We start from the raw sequence: 16,507 nt of genomic DNA, 5'->3' as shown, positions 1-16,507 counted from the left end.
ACACATGACGCGCCACCCGCGCCAAAACGCCGAGGACCTCATGGCCGAACCCAGCACCGCCACCTTCACCGGCATCGTCACACTCGGCGCCACCCTCTTCGGGCTGATTCCCGGCGTCGACGCCAACGCTATCGTCGGCGCCCTTTGCGGTGCGGCGCTGTTCGTCGTCAGCGCCAAGGGCCTCACCCTGCTCGAGCGGCTTATCTATCTGGTCATCTCGTTTCTGATCGGATACCTCGGCGGCCCCTCGCAGCTGAGCCACCTCTTCGAGCACACCGCCGTCTCGGCCTTCATTGCCGCCGCCATTTCCGTTACCGCCGGGCTCCGGATCATCGACGCGGTCAAGCACTTCGACCTGAAAGCCTGGCTAGGTCCTGGAGGGAAACAGTGAACGTCTTCATCGAGATCGCGATTCTCGCCGCCATCGTCAGCCTGCTGCGCATCCTCACCTTCCAGCGTCGAGGCAGCCGCTTCCGCCGAGGCGTCTCGTTCCTCGCCTGGCTGCTGGCCTGCGCCCACGTGGTGCTGATCTTCAAGCTCCCGGCCCTGGCAATTCCCGAGCCGGCCGCCATCGTCCTGGCCCTCGCCCTGGTCATCGTCGCCGCACTGCTGCTGCGCGCACGCGGCAACGTCGCTCACCTTCTACCGATCCGGAGACCCTGATGCAGCTCACACCCCACTTCCAGCTTTCCGAGTTCACCCGCTCGAGCACCGCCCAGCGCCTCGGCGACGGCAACCAGCCCAACGCCCAGGAGGTGGCCAACCTCAAGCGCCTGGCCGAATGCCTCGAGCAGGTGCGCGCCCATCTGGGCGGACACCCGATCATCATCACCTCGGGCTTTCGCAGTGAACGGGTCAACCGTGCCGTAGGTGGCGTACCCAACAGCGCCCACCGCCTGGGACTCGCCGCCGACTTCACCGTGCCTCGCTTTGGAAGCGTGCTGACCACCTGTCAGGCCATCGCCGATGCGCCCGGGCTTTGCTTCGACCAGCTCATCAACGAATACGACCGCTGGATTCATCTGGGTCTGCGTCAGTCAGGTGATCGTCGCCAACTGCTCACCATCGACAACCGCGGCACCCGTCTCGGGCTCGACAGGGCCAGGGCATGAGCCGCTTCAAGCTGCCCATCGCTGTCCTGCTGCTGGCCGGCGCTCTGCTCGCCGGCTGGCAGGCCCGGGGCTGGCACGAGGACAGCCGCCGCCTCACCGCCGAGCGGGCCACTCAACAGGCCATCGATGCCGCGCTCGCCCGGGAGTCGCGCATCGCCCAAGCCGTCGAGGTGCGTCTGGCCGAGCTCGAGGCGAACGAACGCATCATCGACCGAGGGATCATTCGTGAAGTGCAGAAGCCGATTTACCAGCGCGTTTGTCTTGGCGACGACGCTGTCCGCCTGCTCAACGACGCCGCCGCCGGGCGCCGACCCGATCCAGCAGACCTTGCTGCGCCCTTGTCCCGTCACGCTCCCGCCCCTGACTGACGGCACCGGGCAAGACGTCGCCCTCACCATGGCAAGCTGGGCCAGCCAGTACCACGTCTGCACCACACGGCATAACGGACTCGTCGAGCTGCTCGAGGCGCGCCAATGAAGAAGCTGCACCGACTCCGCGAACGCCTGGTGACGGCCGTACCCGGGCTCGACCGGGATCCCGACCGCCTGCTCACCTTCGTCGAGGAAGGCAGCATTGAGTTTCGCCGCGGCCGCGACCTCACCCACGAATACCGCTTCGTCGCTCAATTGGTGCTGACCGACTTCACCGGCGATCTCGATACCGTCATGCTGCCGCTGCTGCAGTGGCTCGCCGAGTACCAGCCGGATCTCGACCCCGGCGAGGCCCTCACTTTCGAGGCCGAGATCCTGGCCAACCGCGCCGTGGATCTTGCCCTGCGCGTTCCTCTCACGGAGCGCGTCATCGCTCGCGTCGACTGTGATACCGGCCACATCCAGGCCGAGCATTCCCTGTCCCACTTCCCCAGCCACGCCTGCATGGCAACGCGCTGGCAGCTACTTGTCCGCGAAACCACCGAACAGGAGTGGAGCGTGGCGGCTGAATGGGACGCCCCCCATGGCTGACGACCTGCAGCAGCTCGCCGACTGGGCCGCGCCGCTACTGGCCAAACTCGAAGCCCGAGAGCGTCGCGCCCTGGCCCGCACCATCGCCCAGGACCTGCGCCGCAGCCAACGCGCCCGCATCCGCGCCCAGCGCAATCCCGACGGCACGCCCTACGCGCCCCGCCAGCCGCAGCGGCTGCGCGGCCGGCAAGGTGCCATCCGCCGGCGCGCCATGTTCGCTAAGCTCTCCACCGCCAAGTGGCTCAAGGCCACCACCCAGGGCGACACCGCCGTGCTCGGCTTCTTCGGCAGCGTTGCGCGTATCGCGCGCACCCACCAGCTTGGCCTGCGCGATCGCGTCAGCCGTAACGGCCCCACCGTCGAGTACCCGCAGCGCGAACTGTTCGGTTTCACCGCGCAGGATCGCACGCGCATCCGCGACCTGCTGATCGATCACCTCGACCCGGTGTAGCTACGACGAGTCACACCGCCCACCGCTTCGCCCGCCCAGCTTGCCGCCGCACGATAGCGGCATGAATCCCATCGAACTCCTGCGCCTGCTGCACAACCTGATCCGCCTCGGCACCGTCCACGAGGTGGATCACGCTCGTGCCCGCGTGCGTGTCGCCTCCGGCGAACTCGTCACCGACTGGCTGCACTGGCTCTCACCTCGCGCCGGCACCACCCGCGACTGGAGCCCGCCCACGGTCGGCGAGCAGGTCCTGGTGCTCTCGCCTGGCGGCGATCCTGCCGCCGGCGTAGTGCTCACCGGCGTCTTTAGCGATGACCACCCGGCCCCCACCGACGACGGCAATTTGATCGGTCGCTGGCTGCCCGACGGCACACGCCTGGAATACGACCACGCCGCCCACAAGCTCACGATCGAGTGCGTCGGCAACGTCCAGGTGAAGGCCAGCGGCACCGTGAACGTCGAGGCCGCCAAGATCCACCACAACGGTGGCAAGGGCATCGTCACCCAGGACCACATCTGCCATCTCACCGGCCTGCCCCACGGCGACGGCTCCTCCACGGTCACTGCGGGGAAGTAGCCATGGCACTCGACAAAGCCGGCCTCAAGGAACGTATCGCCCGCGAGCTCGTGAACCTCGGCGCCTCCCGCCATGGTGAGCACAGCTGGGTAGATCGGCTAGCCCAGGCCATTGCCAACGGCGTGATCGATGAGATCCAGGCCAACGCCGAAGTGCAGGTCACGAGCGGCAGCTCGTCGGGAACCTACAAGGTGGAATGACATGGGCATGAGCGCAGCGACCGGCCGCCAACTCGAAGGCATCGAACACATCCAGCAATCCGTGCGCGACATCCTCACCACGCCGATCGGCAGCCGCGTGATGCGGCGCGACTACGGCTCACTGCTGCCCGAGCTCATCGACCAGCCGCTCAACGGCGCCACCGCGCTTCGCGCTTACTCCGCCACGGTAGTTGCTCTGATGAAATGGGAGCCTCGCATCCGCGTGCGCCAGATCACCCGGCTAGCCCCGGCCGACCAGCCCGGCTCACTCATTCTCGACATGACCGCCCAACGCACCGACACCGGTGAATCCATCGACCTCAGCGTGCCCCTGCGCCAAGGCCGTGGAGGTAGCGCATGAGCAGCCCCATCGACCTCTCGCGCCTGCCGGCGCCGAACGTCGTCGAGCCACTCGACTTCGAGGAGATCCTCGCCCAGCGCAAGGCCGCCCTGGTCGCGCTCTACCCCAGCGAGGAACGCCAGGGCATCGCCGCCCTGCTCGAGCTCGAATCCGAGCCTTTGGCCAAGCTCTGCCAGGAGAACGCTTATCGCGAGCTCCACTTGCGGCAACGAGTCAATGAAGCCGCCAAGGCGGTGATGATCGCTCACGCCCGCAACGGCGATCTCGACAACCTGGTCGCCAATTTCAACGTCAAGCGGCTGACCGTGGATCCCGGTAACCCGACGGCCATGCCACCGGTACCGCCCACCTTGGAACCGGACGATGACCTGCGCCTGCGCGGTCCCGAAGCCTTCGAGGGGCTCAGCGTCGCCGGCCCCACCCGCGCCTATGAGTTCTACGCCAGATCCGCCGACGGCCGCGTGGCCGATGCCAGAGCCATTTCCCCTGCTCCCTGCGAAGCGCTCATCACCGTGCTTTCCCGCCAGGGCAATGGCGAAGCGCCGCAGGACCTGCTCGACATCGTCGAAGCCGCCCTCACGCCAGAGGACATTCGCCCGGTAGGCGATCGCGTCACGGTGCAGTCGGCTGACATCGACGAGTTCGCCATCCAGGCGATTCTGCACCTGCATGCCGGCTATGGCCCCGAGCAGGAACTGATCCTGGCCGCGGCTCAGCGCCGGGCCAACGACTATGCCGCCGCTCTGCGCAAGCTGGGCTTCAGCGTCTACACCGACGCCATCGAGGCATCACTACACGTCGAAGGCGTGAAGCACGTCGAACTGATCTCGCCAGCCGGCCACATCCTGCGCAACCTCACCCAGGCTGCCTACTGCACCGGTATCGACATCTCGCTGGGGGGCGCCAATGGCTAATGCACCGTCATTGCTGCCGCCCAATGCCACCTTTCTGGAGCGGTCGGCTGCCCAGGCGCTGGCAGAGATCGAGCACGTTCCGGTACCGCTGCGCGACCTCTGGGACCCGGACCGCTGCTTGGCCGCCCTTTTGCCCTACCTAGCCTGGGCATTCTCGGTCGATCGCTGGGATCCCACCTGGTCGGAAGCCGCCAAGCGTTCGGTGATCCGCAGCTCCTACTTCGTCCACCGCAAGAAGGGCACGATCTCGGCACTGCGCCGTGTCGTCGAGCCGCTTGGCTACTTGCTGGAAGTCACGGAGTGGTGGCAAACCCAGCCGCCCGGCCCGCGCGGCACTTTCTCCTTGAGCATCGGAGTACTCGACCATGGCATCACCGAAGAGATGTTCATCGAGCTCGAACGGCTCATCACCGAGGCCAAGCCACTCACGCGCCACATCACCGGTCTCGACATCACCCTGAGCACCTCCCTGACCGCCTACGTCGGCGTTGCCATCAACGACGGCGACGAACTCGACGTGCTGCCCTGGGAGTCCCCCGACATCGACGTGACCTGCCACACGCGACAGGCCCTGGCCACCACCTTCCACGACACGATGGATATCCACCTGCATGATTGACCAGAACTCCACCTTCGGCGGCTTCCTCACCGACGTCGGCGAGGCCAAGCAGGCCAATGCCAATGCCCTCAGCCAGCCCTGGAAGCTCACCCATATGCTGCTGGGCGACGCCAACGGCACCGATCCGGTACCGCAGCCCAGCCAGACCAAGCTGATCAACCAGGTGTACCGCGCCGCTATCAACCAGCTCTTCGTCGACCCGGCCAACCCGGCGATCCTGATCGCCGAGGTCGTGCTGCCACCCAACATAGGCGGCTGGTGGATCCGCGAACTCGCCATGGAAGACGAGGATGGAGATTTCGTCGCGGTGGCTAACTGTCCACCCAGCTACAAGCCCCTGCTCGCCCAAGGCTCCGGGCGCAACCAGGTGGTGCGCATGCACCTCATCGTCAGCAATACGGCCAACGTCCAGCTCAGAATCGATCCCAGCGTGGTACTGGCCACTCGCAAATACGTCGACGACGTGATCGAAGCCCACATCGCCAGCCGCGATCATCCAACAGCCACTACTACGCAGCAGGGCATGACGCGGCTCGCCACATCTGATGAAACCCGGCAAGGCACACGTACCGATCGGAGCGTGCATCCGGAAGGTGTAAAAGCGGCACTGGATGATCGTGTCGCCGACCATGCAACGGTCTATACCGGCGAAGATGACGGTAAGTTCATCACACCGAAGAAGCTCAAAGGCTGGGCAACGCAGTGGGTTAAGCAAGCGACTGAGACTGTCGTTGGGATGCTTAACGTGGCTACTCAATCACAAGTCAATGAGGGCGCAAATGACAATACAGCAGTCACTCCAAGGAAACTGCGTTGGGGATGCTCTTACAATATCGGGCAAAACGGGTATATGGTTTTTCCGTCTTGGCTGGGAGGGCTTATTTTTCAATGGGGAGTAGGGGTATCTGGCGGTCCTTCGGGCGCCCTGACCAGTTTCAACATCGAGTTTCCAACGAAGTGCTTTCGTGTGTTCTGCGCCGATGATGACATTGCAAATTTTGCGATCATCATAGCGCAACGTGAAGAATATACAACGACAAATTTCAGATCCTATGCGCAAAGGATGAACGGGACCATTGCTGGAGAAAGAATGCATTACTTCGCTATTGGCCACTGAGGATAAAATTATGTTTTACAGCGCTGAAAGAAATATTTTTTACCCTTCTTCATTGAAAGGGGAGTTTGAAAGTAAGGGAGCATGGCCATGTGATGCGATTCAAGTTTCTGATGACGAAGTAACAAAATATATGAATGGCCATCCCCCTGCCGGGATGCAGCGTGGCGCTGGCAATAACGGTCGTCCAGCATGGGTACCGATCCCACCGCCTGAACTAGATGCTCTGGCCGATCGCAAGCGGCGAGAGATTGACCAAGCCCGCGACGCTACCTTCGCCGCCGGTCTAGAGTACACAATCATTGGCGAGCCTGACGTCATCCAGACACGTCCCCAAGATCAGATCAACCTCTTGGGGCTATCTGCCAAAGCCCAGCGTCTGATTGCAGCTGGCCATACGGATGCCGTCTTCACCTTCCGCGGGCTGAGCAACATCAACCACGAGTTGACCGCAGTCGAAATGGACAAACTCGCCTTGGCAGCCCTGGACCATATCGAATCGATCTACCAGCGCAGTTGGGAACGGAAGGATAGCATTGATTCTATCCTTGGCGAGTCGGCACTTGACGAGGCCGACAAACGAACACAACTAGAAAACATCGCTTGGTGATTTTATTAATTCAAATCAATACGACTCATACAATTGATCGTTGGATGGAAAGCGTCAAAAAACTCAGTTTCATTACAGCCAACAACACGGGGGTCATAAGACCCCCGTACTTTTACGTCCTTATCTTCTGCGATTTCTCTAATCAATTTCTCTATATTTGTTATAGCCTCCCTGTATGCCGAATTAGAGTCATTAAAAACCCGATGATGATAAGGCGACAATAACAAAGTTACCTTAACATCAATATTATTATAAAAATCCAACAGCCCCTCCAGAACTTCGACTCCTAACGTATCATGCGCCACACGGTCTTCCATATAATTCAGACGCGATAAGTCAGGTTCCTTGGAATTTTCTATGAAGGTAGCTGCATAAACGTGGCTGCCATCTGTCAACGTAACAGCACTGGACAACCCTACATCCGTATCAAATCTTGCCACTTCGGACAAAGGCACATATTCAAAATTTGGTAAAGCTCCTAGACCCAGCTCGGCCACCTTCTCATAAGAGGCCATAAAATAAGAAAAATTTATTACATTTCTCACGCGATCAAATATATTAGTGGATCTCTGAGGGAAACTGACTCCTAAACTCTCTGCGATTCTATCGAACTGCCTTTCATACCCCACCCATCTTGAGGGTAAACCAGAATTTAAATCCCAAGGATCCAAGACCAAAAAAACCCCTGAGAACCTTTTTCGCCGAAGGCCATCAGACAATATAAGCATATCCTCCATCGAGCCGCCAGAAACGCCCAAATTAGCAAGCGTGGCGCACTCTTCAGGCAACCAACCTTCTTTGCGAAGCGATATCTGAAAAGCTCTGCTTGATCCTATTACATAACAATCGGCTTTGGACACACGAGCAAGTGCGTACTTAAACGGCCTCTCGGCACCAGTATATGGCAATCCAAATTCAGACGATAGCAATTGAGCAGCTTGGCTTTCGCTATGTTTCTTACCCAAATAATCTCTAAGATAAACTCCCTCTGGATCAATAATAATATTAATCAAGGCTATAAATAACAAACACAGCAGAACCACAGAAAGCCCAACACGTATCGCCACCTTATGCGAAACATCAACGTTAGAAGTTGAAATACAAGAACTCACTTTCGCCTCCCAGCATGGAAAAAGAAATTGCAAACATAATGGAAGCCATTACCAATCCAGGCATTCCTAGGCGAGACTGCCATGAGTTTTTCAAAACTAGAGTTACAAAAAAACCAGCAGCTATAAACACCAATGTCAAATGGTTAATAAAACCATTAGAGAGCAAACTCCCGAACTCAACGCCTAATTTCTCCAACATTCGAAAGGTGCTGCTGAGCCGGCTAGGAATCACTACCCCCTCCGCTCCCAGCATGCCTTTGATCACTTTCATTGCATCATCCAATTCCTTCGCTCGAAAGAAGATCCAAGTGAAGTTGATGAAATTGAAAGTGACTATCCAAGCCAATACCGCCGGCATAACGAAGCCCAACTGCCGCCAGAAGCGATGCATAACCAGGGCCAGGCCATGGAGAGCGCCCCAGATCACGAACATCCAACTGGCACCATGCCATAGGCCACCCAGTAGGAAAGTGGCGAACAGATTCAAGTAGGTGCTAGTGGGTCCATTACGGTTACCACCCAGCGGGATATAGAGGTAGTCGCGAAGGAAGCGGCTTAGGGTGATGTGCCAGCGCCGCCAGAAGTCCTGTATGTCCAGCGCCTTATAGGGGGAGTTGAAGTTGATCGGAAGCTTGATGTTGAATAGCAGCGCAGCGCCGATGGCCATATCGGTGTAGCCGCTGAAGTCGAAGTAGAGCTGGAAGGTGTAGCTCAGACTGGTGGCCCAGGCCTCGAAGAAGTTGAGTGTTGGCGCGACATCGAAGCCGGGCGTAGCCCACTGAGCGAAGTTGTCGGCAATGACAACTTTCTTGAACAATCCCATCGAGAAGATGAAGAGGCCGAGCGCAATGTTCCGGTAGCGCTTAACCAGATTCCAGCGTGATGCAAACTGCGGCATCATCTCCTTGTGGTGCACGATCGGCCCCGCGATCAGCTGCGGGAAGAAGGTCACGAACAAGGCGTAGTTCAGGAAGTCGTACTCTCGTGTCTCTTCCCGGTAGCTATCGACCAGATAGGCGATCTGCTGGAAGGTGAAGAACGAGATTGCCAACGGTAGAACGACGTTGGGCAGCGCGAAGTCAGCGCCCAGTACATTCATGTTGGCGACGAAAAAGTCGGCGTATTTGAAATAGCCCAGCAACCCCAGATTGAAGACGACCCCAGCAGTCAGCACAGCCTTGCGGGAGATCACCCTACCGCCGGCTATACTGGCCCCTGCCATGCTTGCCAAGGCAGCCTTGCCGCTGCTCTCGCCCTTCCCAAGCGACGTGCCGATGGCATAGTTGACCAGCATTGAGGTCAGGATCAACGGCAGGTAGGCAACGTTCCACCAGCTGTAGAAGAACAAGCTGCACAGAACCAGCCAGGCCTTCGCGGCGATCACCAGCTTGGCCCCGTTCAGCCAGAAATAAACGAAGAACGTCACTGGCAGGAACGCCAGAATGAACTCGTAGGAATTGAAAAGCATTAGTATTCCCTGGTACGGCTATATCGTTTTTCTAATCGAAGCGCGCATTCTAGAGCCTCTCATCATCTAAGGCCATTAGCGGTGTAGCCATCCGCACCCACACCCGCCGCCGCTTCGCCTACCGCGCCCGCCCCCGCACGATACCTGCGTACACCCGCTGACCCTCTCAGCCCACGCAGGAGCCCCGAATGGCCGATTACCACCACGGCGTGCGCGTCATCGAGATCAACGAAGGCACCCGACCGATCCGCACCGTCAGCACGGCGGTGATCGGCCTGGTGGCCACCGCCGAGGATGCCGATGCCGCCACCTTCCCTCTCGATACGCCGGTGCTGGTCACCGACGTCTATGCCGCCATCGGCAAAGCCGGTGCCAGCGGCACCCTGAAGCGCTCGCTCGATGCCATTGCCGACCAGGCCAAGCCGCTGATCGTCGTGGTGCGCGTGGCCGAAGGCGCAGATGCTGCCGAAACCAAGGCCAACCTCATCGGCACCGTTACCGCCAGCGGCCAAAAGACCGGCATCAAGGCGCTGCTTGCCGCCCACCAGCGCTTCGGCATCAAGCCCAGGATCCTGGGCGTGCCGGAGCTCGACGACGTCGACGTGGCCGCCGAACTGATCGCCGCCGCGCGTCAGCTACGCGCCTTCGCCTATGTATCGGCACACGGCTGCGAAACTGTTGAAGAGGCGATGATGTATCGCGAGAACTTCGGCCAGCGCGAAGTCATGGTGCTGTGGCCGGAGTTCACCGGCTTCGATACCGACGCCGGCGAAACCGTCACCCTCTCTGCCGTGGCTCGGGCACTCGGCCTGCGCGCCTACCTGGACCAAACCGTCGGCTGGCACAAGACGCTCTCGAACGTCCCCGTGCAAGGCGTCACCGGTATCTCCCGCGACGTGTTCTGGGATCTTCAGGATCCGGCCACCGACGCCGGCGTGCTCAACGCGGCGGACATCACCACGCTGATCAACCAGGGCGGCTACCGCTTCTGGGGCTCACGCACCTGCGATACCGACGGCCTGTTCCCGTTCGAGAACTACACCAGGACCGCGCAAGTCGTGGCGGACACCATGGCCGAGGCTCACCTCTGGGCCGTCGACAAGCCCATGCACCCCTCCCTCGCGCGGGACATCATCGAGGGCATCAATGCCAAGTTTCGAGAGTGGAAGGCGCTGGGCTACATCATCGACGGCAACGCCTGGTTCAACGAACAGGCCAACTCCGAAACCACCCTCAAGGACGGCAAGTTGTACATCGACTACGACTACACGCCCGTGCCGCCCTTGGAAAACCTCATGTTCCAGCAGCGAATCACCGATCAGTACCTGGTGGATTTCGCCGCGCGCATCGCCGCCTGACGGTCGGCACCGAGAACCACAAGGAGCCTGATCGATGGCACTGCCCAAGAAACTCAAGGACCTGAACCTGTTTGGCAATGGCGATAACTGGCAGGGCCTGGTCGACACCCTCACCCTGCCCGAGCTCGCCCGCAAGATGGAAGAGTGGCGCGGTGGCGGTATGGACGCCCCGGTCGATATCGACCTGGGCGGCGAGAAGCTCACCTTCGAATGGACCGTCGGCGGCCTGGTCCCGGCCATCTTCGACAACTTCGGCACCAACCGCCTGGATGCCGACCTGCTGCGCTTTGAAGGCTTCTATGAGCGCGACGACGTCGGCCAGACCTCCGCCGTCACTGTCGTCGTGCGCGGCCGCCACCAGCGCATCGCCATGGGTGAAGCCAAGGCCGGCGAGAACACCGCCCACCAGGTCACCACCACCTGCAGCTACTACAAGCTCGTGATCGACGGCGCCACCGTCATCGAGATCGACGTGCCCGGCCTGGTGTTCAAGGTCAACGGCCAGGATCGCTACGCCGAGCGCCGCCGCGCGCTGGGCCTGTAACCCCCCTCTCCTTTCTACCTCGACATAGGAACACCAAGCATGCCCAAGAACGCCACCACCGAAGAGATCGTACTCGACACCCCCATCCAGCGCGGCGAGCAGAAGATCGAGAAGCTCTTCCTGCGCAAACCCAACGCCGGCGAGCTGCGCGGCCTGGCCCTCTCCGACGTGCTGCAGATGCAGGTCGACGCCCTGGTCAAGCTCACGCCGCGCCTCTCGAGCCCGGCGCTGACCGAACCCGAGATGCGCAACCTCGATCCCGCCGATCTGGTGCAGATCGGGGGCGCCATCGCCGGTTTTTTGCTGACGAAGCGGGCCAAGGGCGAGAGCGCCTGAGCCTACCGGAGCACGTCGAAGAAGCCATGGCGGATCTCGCCGTTACCTTCCACTGGACGCCGGCCGACTGTGCCGGCTTCTCCCTCGCCGAACTCATGCAATGGCGCGAGCGCGCCCGTCGCCGCACCCAGCGCGACGCTGACTGAAGGAGCCACCGGTGGCCAAGCCGCTCAGAATGCAGGTTCTCCTGGGGGCGATCGACCAGGCCACCGGCCCGCTACGCAAGATCACCCAGGGCAGCGACCAGACCGCTCGCGCACTGCGAGCCAGCCGCGACGAGCTGCGTACCCTGGAGCGCGCCCAGCGCGACATGCGCGGCTTCACCGCCCTCAAACGATCCAGCGAGCAGACCGCCACCGCCCTGCAGTCGCAGCAGCGCCAGGTGCGTGAACTCACCCAGCAGATTCGACAAGCCGACGGCCCCACTCGCCAGCTGACACGCCAGCGCGACGCGGCGATCCGCAAGGCACGCGAACTCAAGCAGCAGTACGAAGGTGAGCAGCGCGAACTACAGCGACTGCGCGGCAGCATGCGCGACGTCAGCGGCGTTACCGGCTCCCTGGGCAACCAGCAGCGCGAGCTGGCCCAGCGAGTACGCAACGCCAACCAACAGCTCGAGCAGCACCAGAGCCACCTGCGCCGTGTGGCTGAGCAGCAGCGTCGCGCCGCCCAGGCAAGCCAGGCCTACAGCCAATCCATGGGCCGCGTGAATCGCATGGCCGGCGTCGGTGCCGCTGGCGTGGGCAGCGGCCTGGCCAAAGGCTACGCCGCCTCTCGCCTGCTTGCCCCCGGTGTCTCCTGGGCCGAGCAGATGAGCACGCTCCAGGCGGTAGGCCGCTTCTCGGCGGACGACGAGCGTTACCAGGCCCTGCGCGCGCAGTCCCGAGAGCTCGGCGGTAGCACCGCCTTCAGCGCGACGGAAGTCGGCTCCGGGCAGGAATTCCTGCTGCGCGCCGGTATGTCGGCGGAGGCCATCCAGGCCTCCATGCGCGACGTGTTGGATCTCGCCCTGGCCAACAACACCGAGCTCGGCCGCGCCGCCGACATCGCTTCGAACATCGCCGGCACTTTCAAAGTAGACATGGAAGCCGAGGGCGCCATGGCCCGGGTCGCCGACATTCTCTCGGGCACCGCCAGCCGCGCCAACGTCAACCTCGAGATGCTCGGCGACACCATCAAGTACCTGGGCGGCGCCGAAGGGCTTGATCTCACGATGGAGCAAGCCGCGGCGATGGCCGGCTTGCTCGGCAACATCGGCATCCAGGCCAGCCAGGCCGGCACCACCATGCGGGCGATGATGAACCGTCTGACCAATGCCCGTGGCGCCGGCGCCGACGCCATCGAGCAAATCGGCCTCAAAGTCGCTGATGCCAACGGCAACCTGCGGGAGATGCCGGAGATCCTGCGCGACATCAACCGGGCAACGGCCGACCTGGGCAACGTCGAGAGAAAGGCCATCCTGCAGGACATCTTCGGTGCCGAGGCGGGTAGCGGAATGACCGAGCTCGTGGAAGCCATGAGCGCGGGCCAGCTCGATGAGCTCATCCGAGCCCTGGGCGAAAGTTACGGCGAGAATGCCGAGATGGCCCGGGTAATGGCCGACAATATCGGCGGCGACCTGAAGAACATGCGCTCGGCGTGGGAAGAAGTGGGCATCAGCGTCACGGATACCAACAACGGCCCGCTGCGCGAGCTCGTGCAAACCGTGACGCGAATCCTGCGCGGCGTGGGCGACTGGATCAAAGCGAATCCGGAGCTGGCAGGTACCATCGCCAAACTCGCCGTCGGGCTCATTGCCCTGGTCACCATCGGCGGCGCCATCACCCTCTCACTGGCCTCGATCCTCGGGCCGCTGGTCATGCTGCGCTACGGCTTCGCCCTGCTCGCCATCAACGGCGGTGGGCTGATCGGCACCCTGGTGCGGCTCGCCGGCGTTGCCATCCCCGCCGTGCTCGCCGCGGTGACGGGCATGGCCGTATTCCTCGCCGCCAACCCCATCGGCCTGGCCGTCGCGACGATCGCCGCCGCCGTGTTCCTCATCATCAAATACTGGGAACCGATCAGCGGCTTCTTCCGCAACCTGTGGAACGGCGTCACGGAGCTGTTCGGCAACGCCTGGCAGGCCATCCAGGAAGCCGGCGCGGGAGGTATCGCTGGCGTCTCACGGCTGCTACTCGACTGGTCGCCCATGGGTATTCTCTGGCGCGGCATTACCGCTGGCCTGCAGAGCATGGGCGTGGAGATCCCGGAGCGCTTCTCCACCCTGGGCAACGCCATGATCGACGGCCTGATGGCCGGCATCGATGCCAAGTGGCAGGCGCTCAAGGACAAGGTCGGCAGCCTTACCGATGGCGTTACCGGCTGGTTCCGCGACGCCCTGGGCATCAACTCCCCCAGCCGCGTGTTTGCCGAGTACGGCGGCTTCACGGTGGACGGCTTCAACGTCGGGCTAGACCGTCAGCGCGACGAGCCTGCCAAGCGTGTGCGCGACATCGCCCGCCGCGTGGCCACCGCCGGCGCCGGCATCGCCATCGGTACCGCCGGCCTGCCCGCCGTGGCGGATATCCCCATCGACCGACGCCCGGCTCTCAGTGCCCAGGCGCCGGCCCAGATGGGTAGCGGAGAAATGACGATCAACGTTTACGGATCACCGGGCATGGATGAAAAGACGCTGGCCAGGTACGTCGCTGCCGAGGTTCAACGCGCCCTGGCACAACAGTCCGATCAGGCTAAGGCTCGTCATCGATCTTCCTTGTGGGATACGGAATAGCTACCCCTTCTCCCTCATCGATGTGGGCTCGAAAAGCTAAAACACTGCTGGAAAACATCGTCACAATGCCGGTAATGAATAAGACGGGGCAGATGTATACAAGAACCAAATTCGATTCAATTTCCTGCTTCGGTGCCATCGTTGCCATGAGATGTCCAAGCGCCATGAGGAAACCGAAAGCATAAGCAACAGCGATGTATCTTCGGCTGCCTGCAGATTGAATACCTATGCCAACAGCTAAGCCAGAAAAGGCAAGGAGTCCGGTGACTTGAGCTTCACGAAGTGAATTGAAAATCGTCGCCCAACCGACCATCTCACCTAACAAGATGGTGATGGAGCCCGCGACCAGAACCGAGCCCAAATATACCCATAGAAAATGCTTCGCTTGTGAATCAGGCCGCGTTGCAGATTTCGCATTTTTCTCTGCCATAGGATCCCCATATGTTGATGGCTTTAGGAATGTTCGTTTTTCAGACCCGCACCGTGCCCTATCAGGAGCTCAAGCGGATCACCCAATGGCGCCACGCCAACCAGTCCCGCGTTGGCGATCGGCCGGCGTATCAGTTCGTCGGTCCCGGTACCGACATCATTACTCTCTCCGGCACGCTGCTACCGGAATTCACCGGCGGCCGCCTCGACCTGGATGAGATCCGCGATATGGCCGACCAGGGACAGGCCTGGCCACTGGTGGAAGGCACCGGCCGGCAGTACGGCCTGTGGGTAGTGACGCAGGTCGAGGAAACCACCAGCCACTTCTTCCGCGACGGCATGCCCCAGAAAATCGAGTTCACACTCACGCTCGAGCACGTCGATGACACCCGCACCGACCTGCTAGGCAGCCTGACCACCTACACCATCGCCCGCCTGGCCGGCGCCTACGTGTGAGCCCGCCATGAACGCCAATGCCACGCCCTACCGCTATCGCCGGCCCAGCTACCGCCTCACCCTGGCCGGTACCGACATCACGCCACGCCTCAACGGTCGCCTGGTCAGCCTCACCCTGCGCGAACAGCGCGGCCTTGAGGCCGACCAGCTCGACATCACCCTGGCCGACCACGACGGCGCCCTGGCCTTGCCCCGCCGCGGCGCCGAGCTCACCCTCGCCTTCGGCTGGCAGCACGAAGGCCTCGTCGAGAAAGGCACCTTTATCGTCGACGAGATCCAGCACACCGGCACGCCGGATCAGCTCATCATCCGCGCGCGCTCCGCCGATATGCGCGGCAAGCTACCCGGTAAACGCACCTATGGCTGGCACAACCTCGCCCTGAGTGAGATCGTCGAGACCATCGCCCGCCGACACGAGCTTGAGCCAGTCATCGGCCACACCCTGGGCGGCATTCGCGTCGGCCATATCGACCAGACCGAGGAGTCGGACCTCAATTTTCTGACCCGACTCGGCCAGCGCTATGACGCCATTGCCGCAGTAAAGGCCGGCCGCCTGCTCTTCACCCTGGCCGGCGAGGCACTCACCGCCAGCGGCCAGGCCATGCCCACCATCACCCTGACCCGGCGCGATGGCGATCAGCATCGCTACAGCGTTACCGAGCGCGATGCCTACAGCGGTGTGAAGGCCTACTGGAACGACACTAGCGGTGCCCAGCGGCGCACCGTTCTCTCCGGAGACGGCGAGAACGCCAAGCAGCTCCGCCCCACATACGCCAGCGAGGCCGACGCCCTAGATGCCGCGCGTGCCGAGTGGCGCCGCATTCAGCGCGGGCTGGCCGAGTTCGAGCTGACACTCGCCCACGGCCGCGCCGATGTTCTGCCGGAATCGCCGCTACAGGTCAGCGGCTTCAAGCCCGAGATTGACGCCACGCCCTGGCTCGTCACCGAGGTGGAACACACCCTCGACGACAACGGCTACGGCACCCGGGCAAGGTGCGAAGTACTCGGCGCCGAGCACGATCAGGAGCAGGAGCAGGAGCAGGAATAAGCGAAGCCCCGACCATCCCTGGCCGGGGCTTCGCAGGTGCGCCTCTGTTCATCCCTGGCGACCGTG

Annotated in this window: 23 protein-coding genes; 20 read left to right on the top strand and 3 right to left on the bottom strand. The window is 61.9% G+C overall.

All coding sequences use genetic code 11. The features are described 5' to 3' along the window. Window positions 1-4 precede the first annotated feature (4 nt). The 13 genes from ACT7B3_RS04920 (at window position 5) to ACT7B3_RS04860 (ending at window position 6,920) form a co-directional block, all read left to right on the top strand. Window positions 5-391: a putative holin gene (locus tag ACT7B3_RS04920; protein WP_103970403.1), complete on the top strand. Its 387-nt coding sequence runs from the start codon at window positions 5-7 to the stop codon at window positions 389-391. Beyond that, window positions 388-663 carry a phage holin family protein gene (locus ACT7B3_RS04915; protein ID WP_160113422.1) on the top strand — a complete coding sequence of 92 codons (276 nt, stop codon included), beginning with the start codon at window positions 388-390 and terminating at the stop codon, window positions 661-663. Before ACT7B3_RS04920 ends, ACT7B3_RS04915 begins: the two co-directional genes overlap by 4 nt. Continuing rightward, window positions 663-1,112: a D-Ala-D-Ala carboxypeptidase family metallohydrolase gene (locus ACT7B3_RS04910; RefSeq protein WP_445157075.1), complete on the top strand. Its 450-nt coding sequence runs from the start codon at window positions 663-665 to the stop codon at window positions 1,110-1,112. Before ACT7B3_RS04915 ends, ACT7B3_RS04910 begins: the two co-directional genes overlap by 1 nt. Next, on the top strand, window positions 1,109-1,480 hold the full coding sequence (locus ACT7B3_RS04905; protein ID WP_445157074.1) for a hypothetical protein: 372 nt from the start codon (window positions 1,109-1,111) through the stop codon (window positions 1,478-1,480). Before ACT7B3_RS04910 ends, ACT7B3_RS04905 begins: the two co-directional genes overlap by 4 nt. A gap of 105 nt (window positions 1,481-1,585) precedes the next feature. Next, a complete protein-coding gene (locus tag ACT7B3_RS04900; RefSeq protein ID WP_445157073.1) occupies window positions 1,586-2,074 on the top strand; it encodes a phage tail protein in 489 nt (162 codons plus the stop codon). Further along, window positions 2,067-2,525 carry a phage virion morphogenesis protein gene (locus ACT7B3_RS04895; RefSeq protein ID WP_445157072.1) on the top strand — a complete coding sequence of 153 codons (459 nt, stop codon included), beginning with the start codon at window positions 2,067-2,069 and terminating at the stop codon, window positions 2,523-2,525. Before ACT7B3_RS04900 ends, ACT7B3_RS04895 begins: the two co-directional genes overlap by 8 nt. 61 nt (window positions 2,526-2,586) lie before the next feature. Beyond that, complete coding sequence (locus ACT7B3_RS04890; RefSeq protein ID WP_445157071.1) at window positions 2,587-3,102, top strand: phage baseplate assembly protein V; 516 nt, start codon at window positions 2,587-2,589, stop codon at window positions 3,100-3,102. 2 nt (window positions 3,103-3,104) lie between these two features. Then, the gene (locus ACT7B3_RS04885) at window positions 3,105-3,302 is read left to right on the top strand and encodes a hypothetical protein (RefSeq protein ID WP_445157070.1); all 198 of its coding nucleotides are present in this window, start codon (window positions 3,105-3,107) and stop codon (window positions 3,300-3,302) included. Window positions 3,303-3,309: 7 nt separating this feature from the next. Further along, entirely contained in the window at window positions 3,310-3,663 is a 354-nt protein-coding gene (locus tag ACT7B3_RS04880; RefSeq protein ID WP_445157069.1) for a GPW/gp25 family protein, read from the top strand. Continuing rightward, window positions 3,660-4,577 (top strand): baseplate J/gp47 family protein, encoded by a 918-nt coding sequence (locus tag ACT7B3_RS04875; protein ID WP_445157068.1) that lies wholly within the window; start codon window positions 3,660-3,662, stop codon window positions 4,575-4,577. Before ACT7B3_RS04880 ends, ACT7B3_RS04875 begins: the two co-directional genes overlap by 4 nt. Further along, window positions 4,570-5,196 (top strand): phage tail protein I, encoded by a 627-nt coding sequence (locus ACT7B3_RS04870; protein WP_445157067.1) that lies wholly within the window; start codon window positions 4,570-4,572, stop codon window positions 5,194-5,196. Before ACT7B3_RS04875 ends, ACT7B3_RS04870 begins: the two co-directional genes overlap by 8 nt. Beyond that, window positions 5,189-6,313 carry a phage tail-collar fiber domain-containing protein gene (locus ACT7B3_RS04865; RefSeq protein WP_445157066.1) on the top strand — a complete coding sequence of 375 codons (1,125 nt, stop codon included), beginning with the start codon at window positions 5,189-5,191 and terminating at the stop codon, window positions 6,311-6,313. The genes ACT7B3_RS04870 and ACT7B3_RS04865 overlap by 8 nt, the downstream gene beginning before the upstream one ends. Next, the gene (locus ACT7B3_RS04860) at window positions 6,273-6,920 is read left to right on the top strand and encodes a DUF4376 domain-containing protein (protein ID WP_445157065.1); all 648 of its coding nucleotides are present in this window, start codon (window positions 6,273-6,275) and stop codon (window positions 6,918-6,920) included. The genes ACT7B3_RS04865 and ACT7B3_RS04860 overlap by 41 nt, the downstream gene beginning before the upstream one ends. A gap of 5 nt (window positions 6,921-6,925) precedes the next feature. Here the strand turns inward: ACT7B3_RS04860 and ACT7B3_RS04855 are convergent, their stop codons facing one another. Together ACT7B3_RS04855 and ACT7B3_RS04850 are read right to left on the bottom strand one after the other, a co-directional pair. Further along, window positions 6,926-8,032, bottom strand: a complete 1,107-nt coding sequence (locus ACT7B3_RS04855) for a hypothetical protein (RefSeq protein WP_445157064.1) — start codon at window positions 8,030-8,032, stop codon at window positions 6,926-6,928. Continuing rightward, entirely contained in the window at window positions 8,007-9,500 is a 1,494-nt protein-coding gene (locus ACT7B3_RS04850) for an MBOAT family O-acyltransferase (protein ID WP_445157063.1), read from the bottom strand. Before ACT7B3_RS04850 ends, ACT7B3_RS04855 begins: the two co-directional genes overlap by 26 nt. 188 nt (window positions 9,501-9,688) lie before the next feature. On the opposite strand from ACT7B3_RS04850, the gene ACT7B3_RS04845 reads away from it, so the two are divergent. The 5 genes from ACT7B3_RS04845 to ACT7B3_RS04825 are packed head-to-tail and all read left to right on the top strand — an operon-like array spanning window position 9,689 to window position 14,508. Continuing rightward, window positions 9,689-10,858 (top strand): phage tail sheath protein, encoded by a 1,170-nt coding sequence (locus ACT7B3_RS04845; protein WP_445157062.1) that lies wholly within the window; start codon window positions 9,689-9,691, stop codon window positions 10,856-10,858. A gap of 34 nt (window positions 10,859-10,892) precedes the next feature. Continuing rightward, a complete protein-coding gene (locus ACT7B3_RS04840) occupies window positions 10,893-11,402 on the top strand; it encodes a phage major tail tube protein (protein WP_181517042.1) in 510 nt (169 codons plus the stop codon). A gap of 39 nt (window positions 11,403-11,441) precedes the next feature. After that, a complete protein-coding gene (locus ACT7B3_RS04835; RefSeq protein WP_149328927.1) occupies window positions 11,442-11,738 on the top strand; it encodes a phage tail assembly protein in 297 nt (98 codons plus the stop codon). A 26-nt stretch (window positions 11,739-11,764) separates the two neighbouring features. Further along, complete coding sequence (locus tag ACT7B3_RS04830; protein ID WP_445157061.1) at window positions 11,765-11,884, top strand: GpE family phage tail protein; 120 nt, start codon at window positions 11,765-11,767, stop codon at window positions 11,882-11,884. 11 nt (window positions 11,885-11,895) lie between these two features. Next, complete coding sequence (locus tag ACT7B3_RS04825; RefSeq protein ID WP_445157060.1) at window positions 11,896-14,508, top strand: phage tail tape measure protein; 2,613 nt, start codon at window positions 11,896-11,898, stop codon at window positions 14,506-14,508. Here ACT7B3_RS04825 and ACT7B3_RS04820 read toward each other — a convergent pair. Beyond that, window positions 14,468-14,938: a hypothetical protein gene (locus ACT7B3_RS04820; protein ID WP_445157059.1), complete on the bottom strand. Its 471-nt coding sequence runs from the start codon at window positions 14,936-14,938 to the stop codon at window positions 14,468-14,470. The genes ACT7B3_RS04825 and ACT7B3_RS04820 overlap by 41 nt on opposite strands. A 29-nt stretch (window positions 14,939-14,967) precedes the next feature. Here ACT7B3_RS04820 and ACT7B3_RS04815 point away from each other — a divergent pair, with 29 nt between their 5' ends. Together ACT7B3_RS04815 and ACT7B3_RS04810 are read left to right on the top strand one after the other, a co-directional pair. Beyond that, window positions 14,968-15,393, top strand: a complete 426-nt coding sequence (locus ACT7B3_RS04815; RefSeq protein WP_445157058.1) for a phage tail protein — start codon at window positions 14,968-14,970, stop codon at window positions 15,391-15,393. Between the two features lie 7 nt (window positions 15,394-15,400). Further along, window positions 15,401-16,441, top strand: coding sequence for a contractile injection system protein, VgrG/Pvc8 family (locus ACT7B3_RS04810; RefSeq protein ID WP_445157057.1), 1,041 nt, complete (start codon window positions 15,401-15,403; stop codon window positions 16,439-16,441). Window positions 16,442-16,507 lie beyond the last annotated feature (66 nt).

This window comes from Halomonas sp. E14 (genome assembly GCF_052568415.1).
Note: the sequence above shows the minus strand (reverse complement) of the source record. Positions and strands in the feature narration are given on the sequence as shown.

What these genes read in the sequence shown, in the direction of transcription:
- ACT7B3_RS04920 (WP_103970403.1), top strand. Translation starts at nt 5, where the DNA reads ATGACGCGCCACCCGCGCCAAAACGCCGAGGACCTCATGGCCGAACCC.
- ACT7B3_RS04910 (WP_445157075.1), top strand. Translation starts at nt 663, where the DNA reads ATGCAGCTCACACCCCACTTCCAGCTTTCCGAGTTCACCCGCTCGAGC.
- ACT7B3_RS04905 (WP_445157074.1), top strand. Translation starts at nt 1,109, where the DNA reads ATGAGCCGCTTCAAGCTGCCCATCGCTGTCCTGCTGCTGGCCGGCGCT.
- ACT7B3_RS04900 (WP_445157073.1), top strand. Translation starts at nt 1,586, where the DNA reads ATGAAGAAGCTGCACCGACTCCGCGAACGCCTGGTGACGGCCGTACCC.
- ACT7B3_RS04895 (WP_445157072.1), top strand. Translation starts at nt 2,067, where the DNA reads ATGGCTGACGACCTGCAGCAGCTCGCCGACTGGGCCGCGCCGCTACTG.
- ACT7B3_RS04890 (WP_445157071.1), top strand. Translation starts at nt 2,587, where the DNA reads ATGAATCCCATCGAACTCCTGCGCCTGCTGCACAACCTGATCCGCCTC.
- ACT7B3_RS04885 (WP_445157070.1), top strand. Translation starts at nt 3,105, where the DNA reads ATGGCACTCGACAAAGCCGGCCTCAAGGAACGTATCGCCCGCGAGCTC.
- ACT7B3_RS04880 (WP_445157069.1), top strand. Translation starts at nt 3,310, where the DNA reads ATGAGCGCAGCGACCGGCCGCCAACTCGAAGGCATCGAACACATCCAG.
- ACT7B3_RS04875 (WP_445157068.1), top strand. Translation starts at nt 3,660, where the DNA reads ATGAGCAGCCCCATCGACCTCTCGCGCCTGCCGGCGCCGAACGTCGTC.
- ACT7B3_RS04870 (WP_445157067.1), top strand. Translation starts at nt 4,570, where the DNA reads ATGGCTAATGCACCGTCATTGCTGCCGCCCAATGCCACCTTTCTGGAG.
- ACT7B3_RS04865 (WP_445157066.1), top strand. Translation starts at nt 5,189, where the DNA reads ATGATTGACCAGAACTCCACCTTCGGCGGCTTCCTCACCGACGTCGGC.
- ACT7B3_RS04850 (WP_445157063.1), bottom strand. Translation starts at nt 9,500, where the DNA reads ATGCTTTTCAATTCCTACGAGTTCATTCTGGCGTTCCTGCCAGTGACG.
- ACT7B3_RS04845 (WP_445157062.1), top strand. Translation starts at nt 9,689, where the DNA reads ATGGCCGATTACCACCACGGCGTGCGCGTCATCGAGATCAACGAAGGC.
- ACT7B3_RS04840 (WP_181517042.1), top strand. Translation starts at nt 10,893, where the DNA reads ATGGCACTGCCCAAGAAACTCAAGGACCTGAACCTGTTTGGCAATGGC.
- ACT7B3_RS04835 (WP_149328927.1), top strand. Translation starts at nt 11,442, where the DNA reads ATGCCCAAGAACGCCACCACCGAAGAGATCGTACTCGACACCCCCATC.
- ACT7B3_RS04830 (WP_445157061.1), top strand. Translation starts at nt 11,765, where the DNA reads ATGGCGGATCTCGCCGTTACCTTCCACTGGACGCCGGCCGACTGTGCC.
- ACT7B3_RS04820 (WP_445157059.1), bottom strand. Translation starts at nt 14,938, where the DNA reads ATGGCAGAGAAAAATGCGAAATCTGCAACGCGGCCTGATTCACAAGCG.
- ACT7B3_RS04815 (WP_445157058.1), top strand. Translation starts at nt 14,968, where the DNA reads ATGTTCGTTTTTCAGACCCGCACCGTGCCCTATCAGGAGCTCAAGCGG.
- ACT7B3_RS04810 (WP_445157057.1), top strand. Translation starts at nt 15,401, where the DNA reads ATGAACGCCAATGCCACGCCCTACCGCTATCGCCGGCCCAGCTACCGC.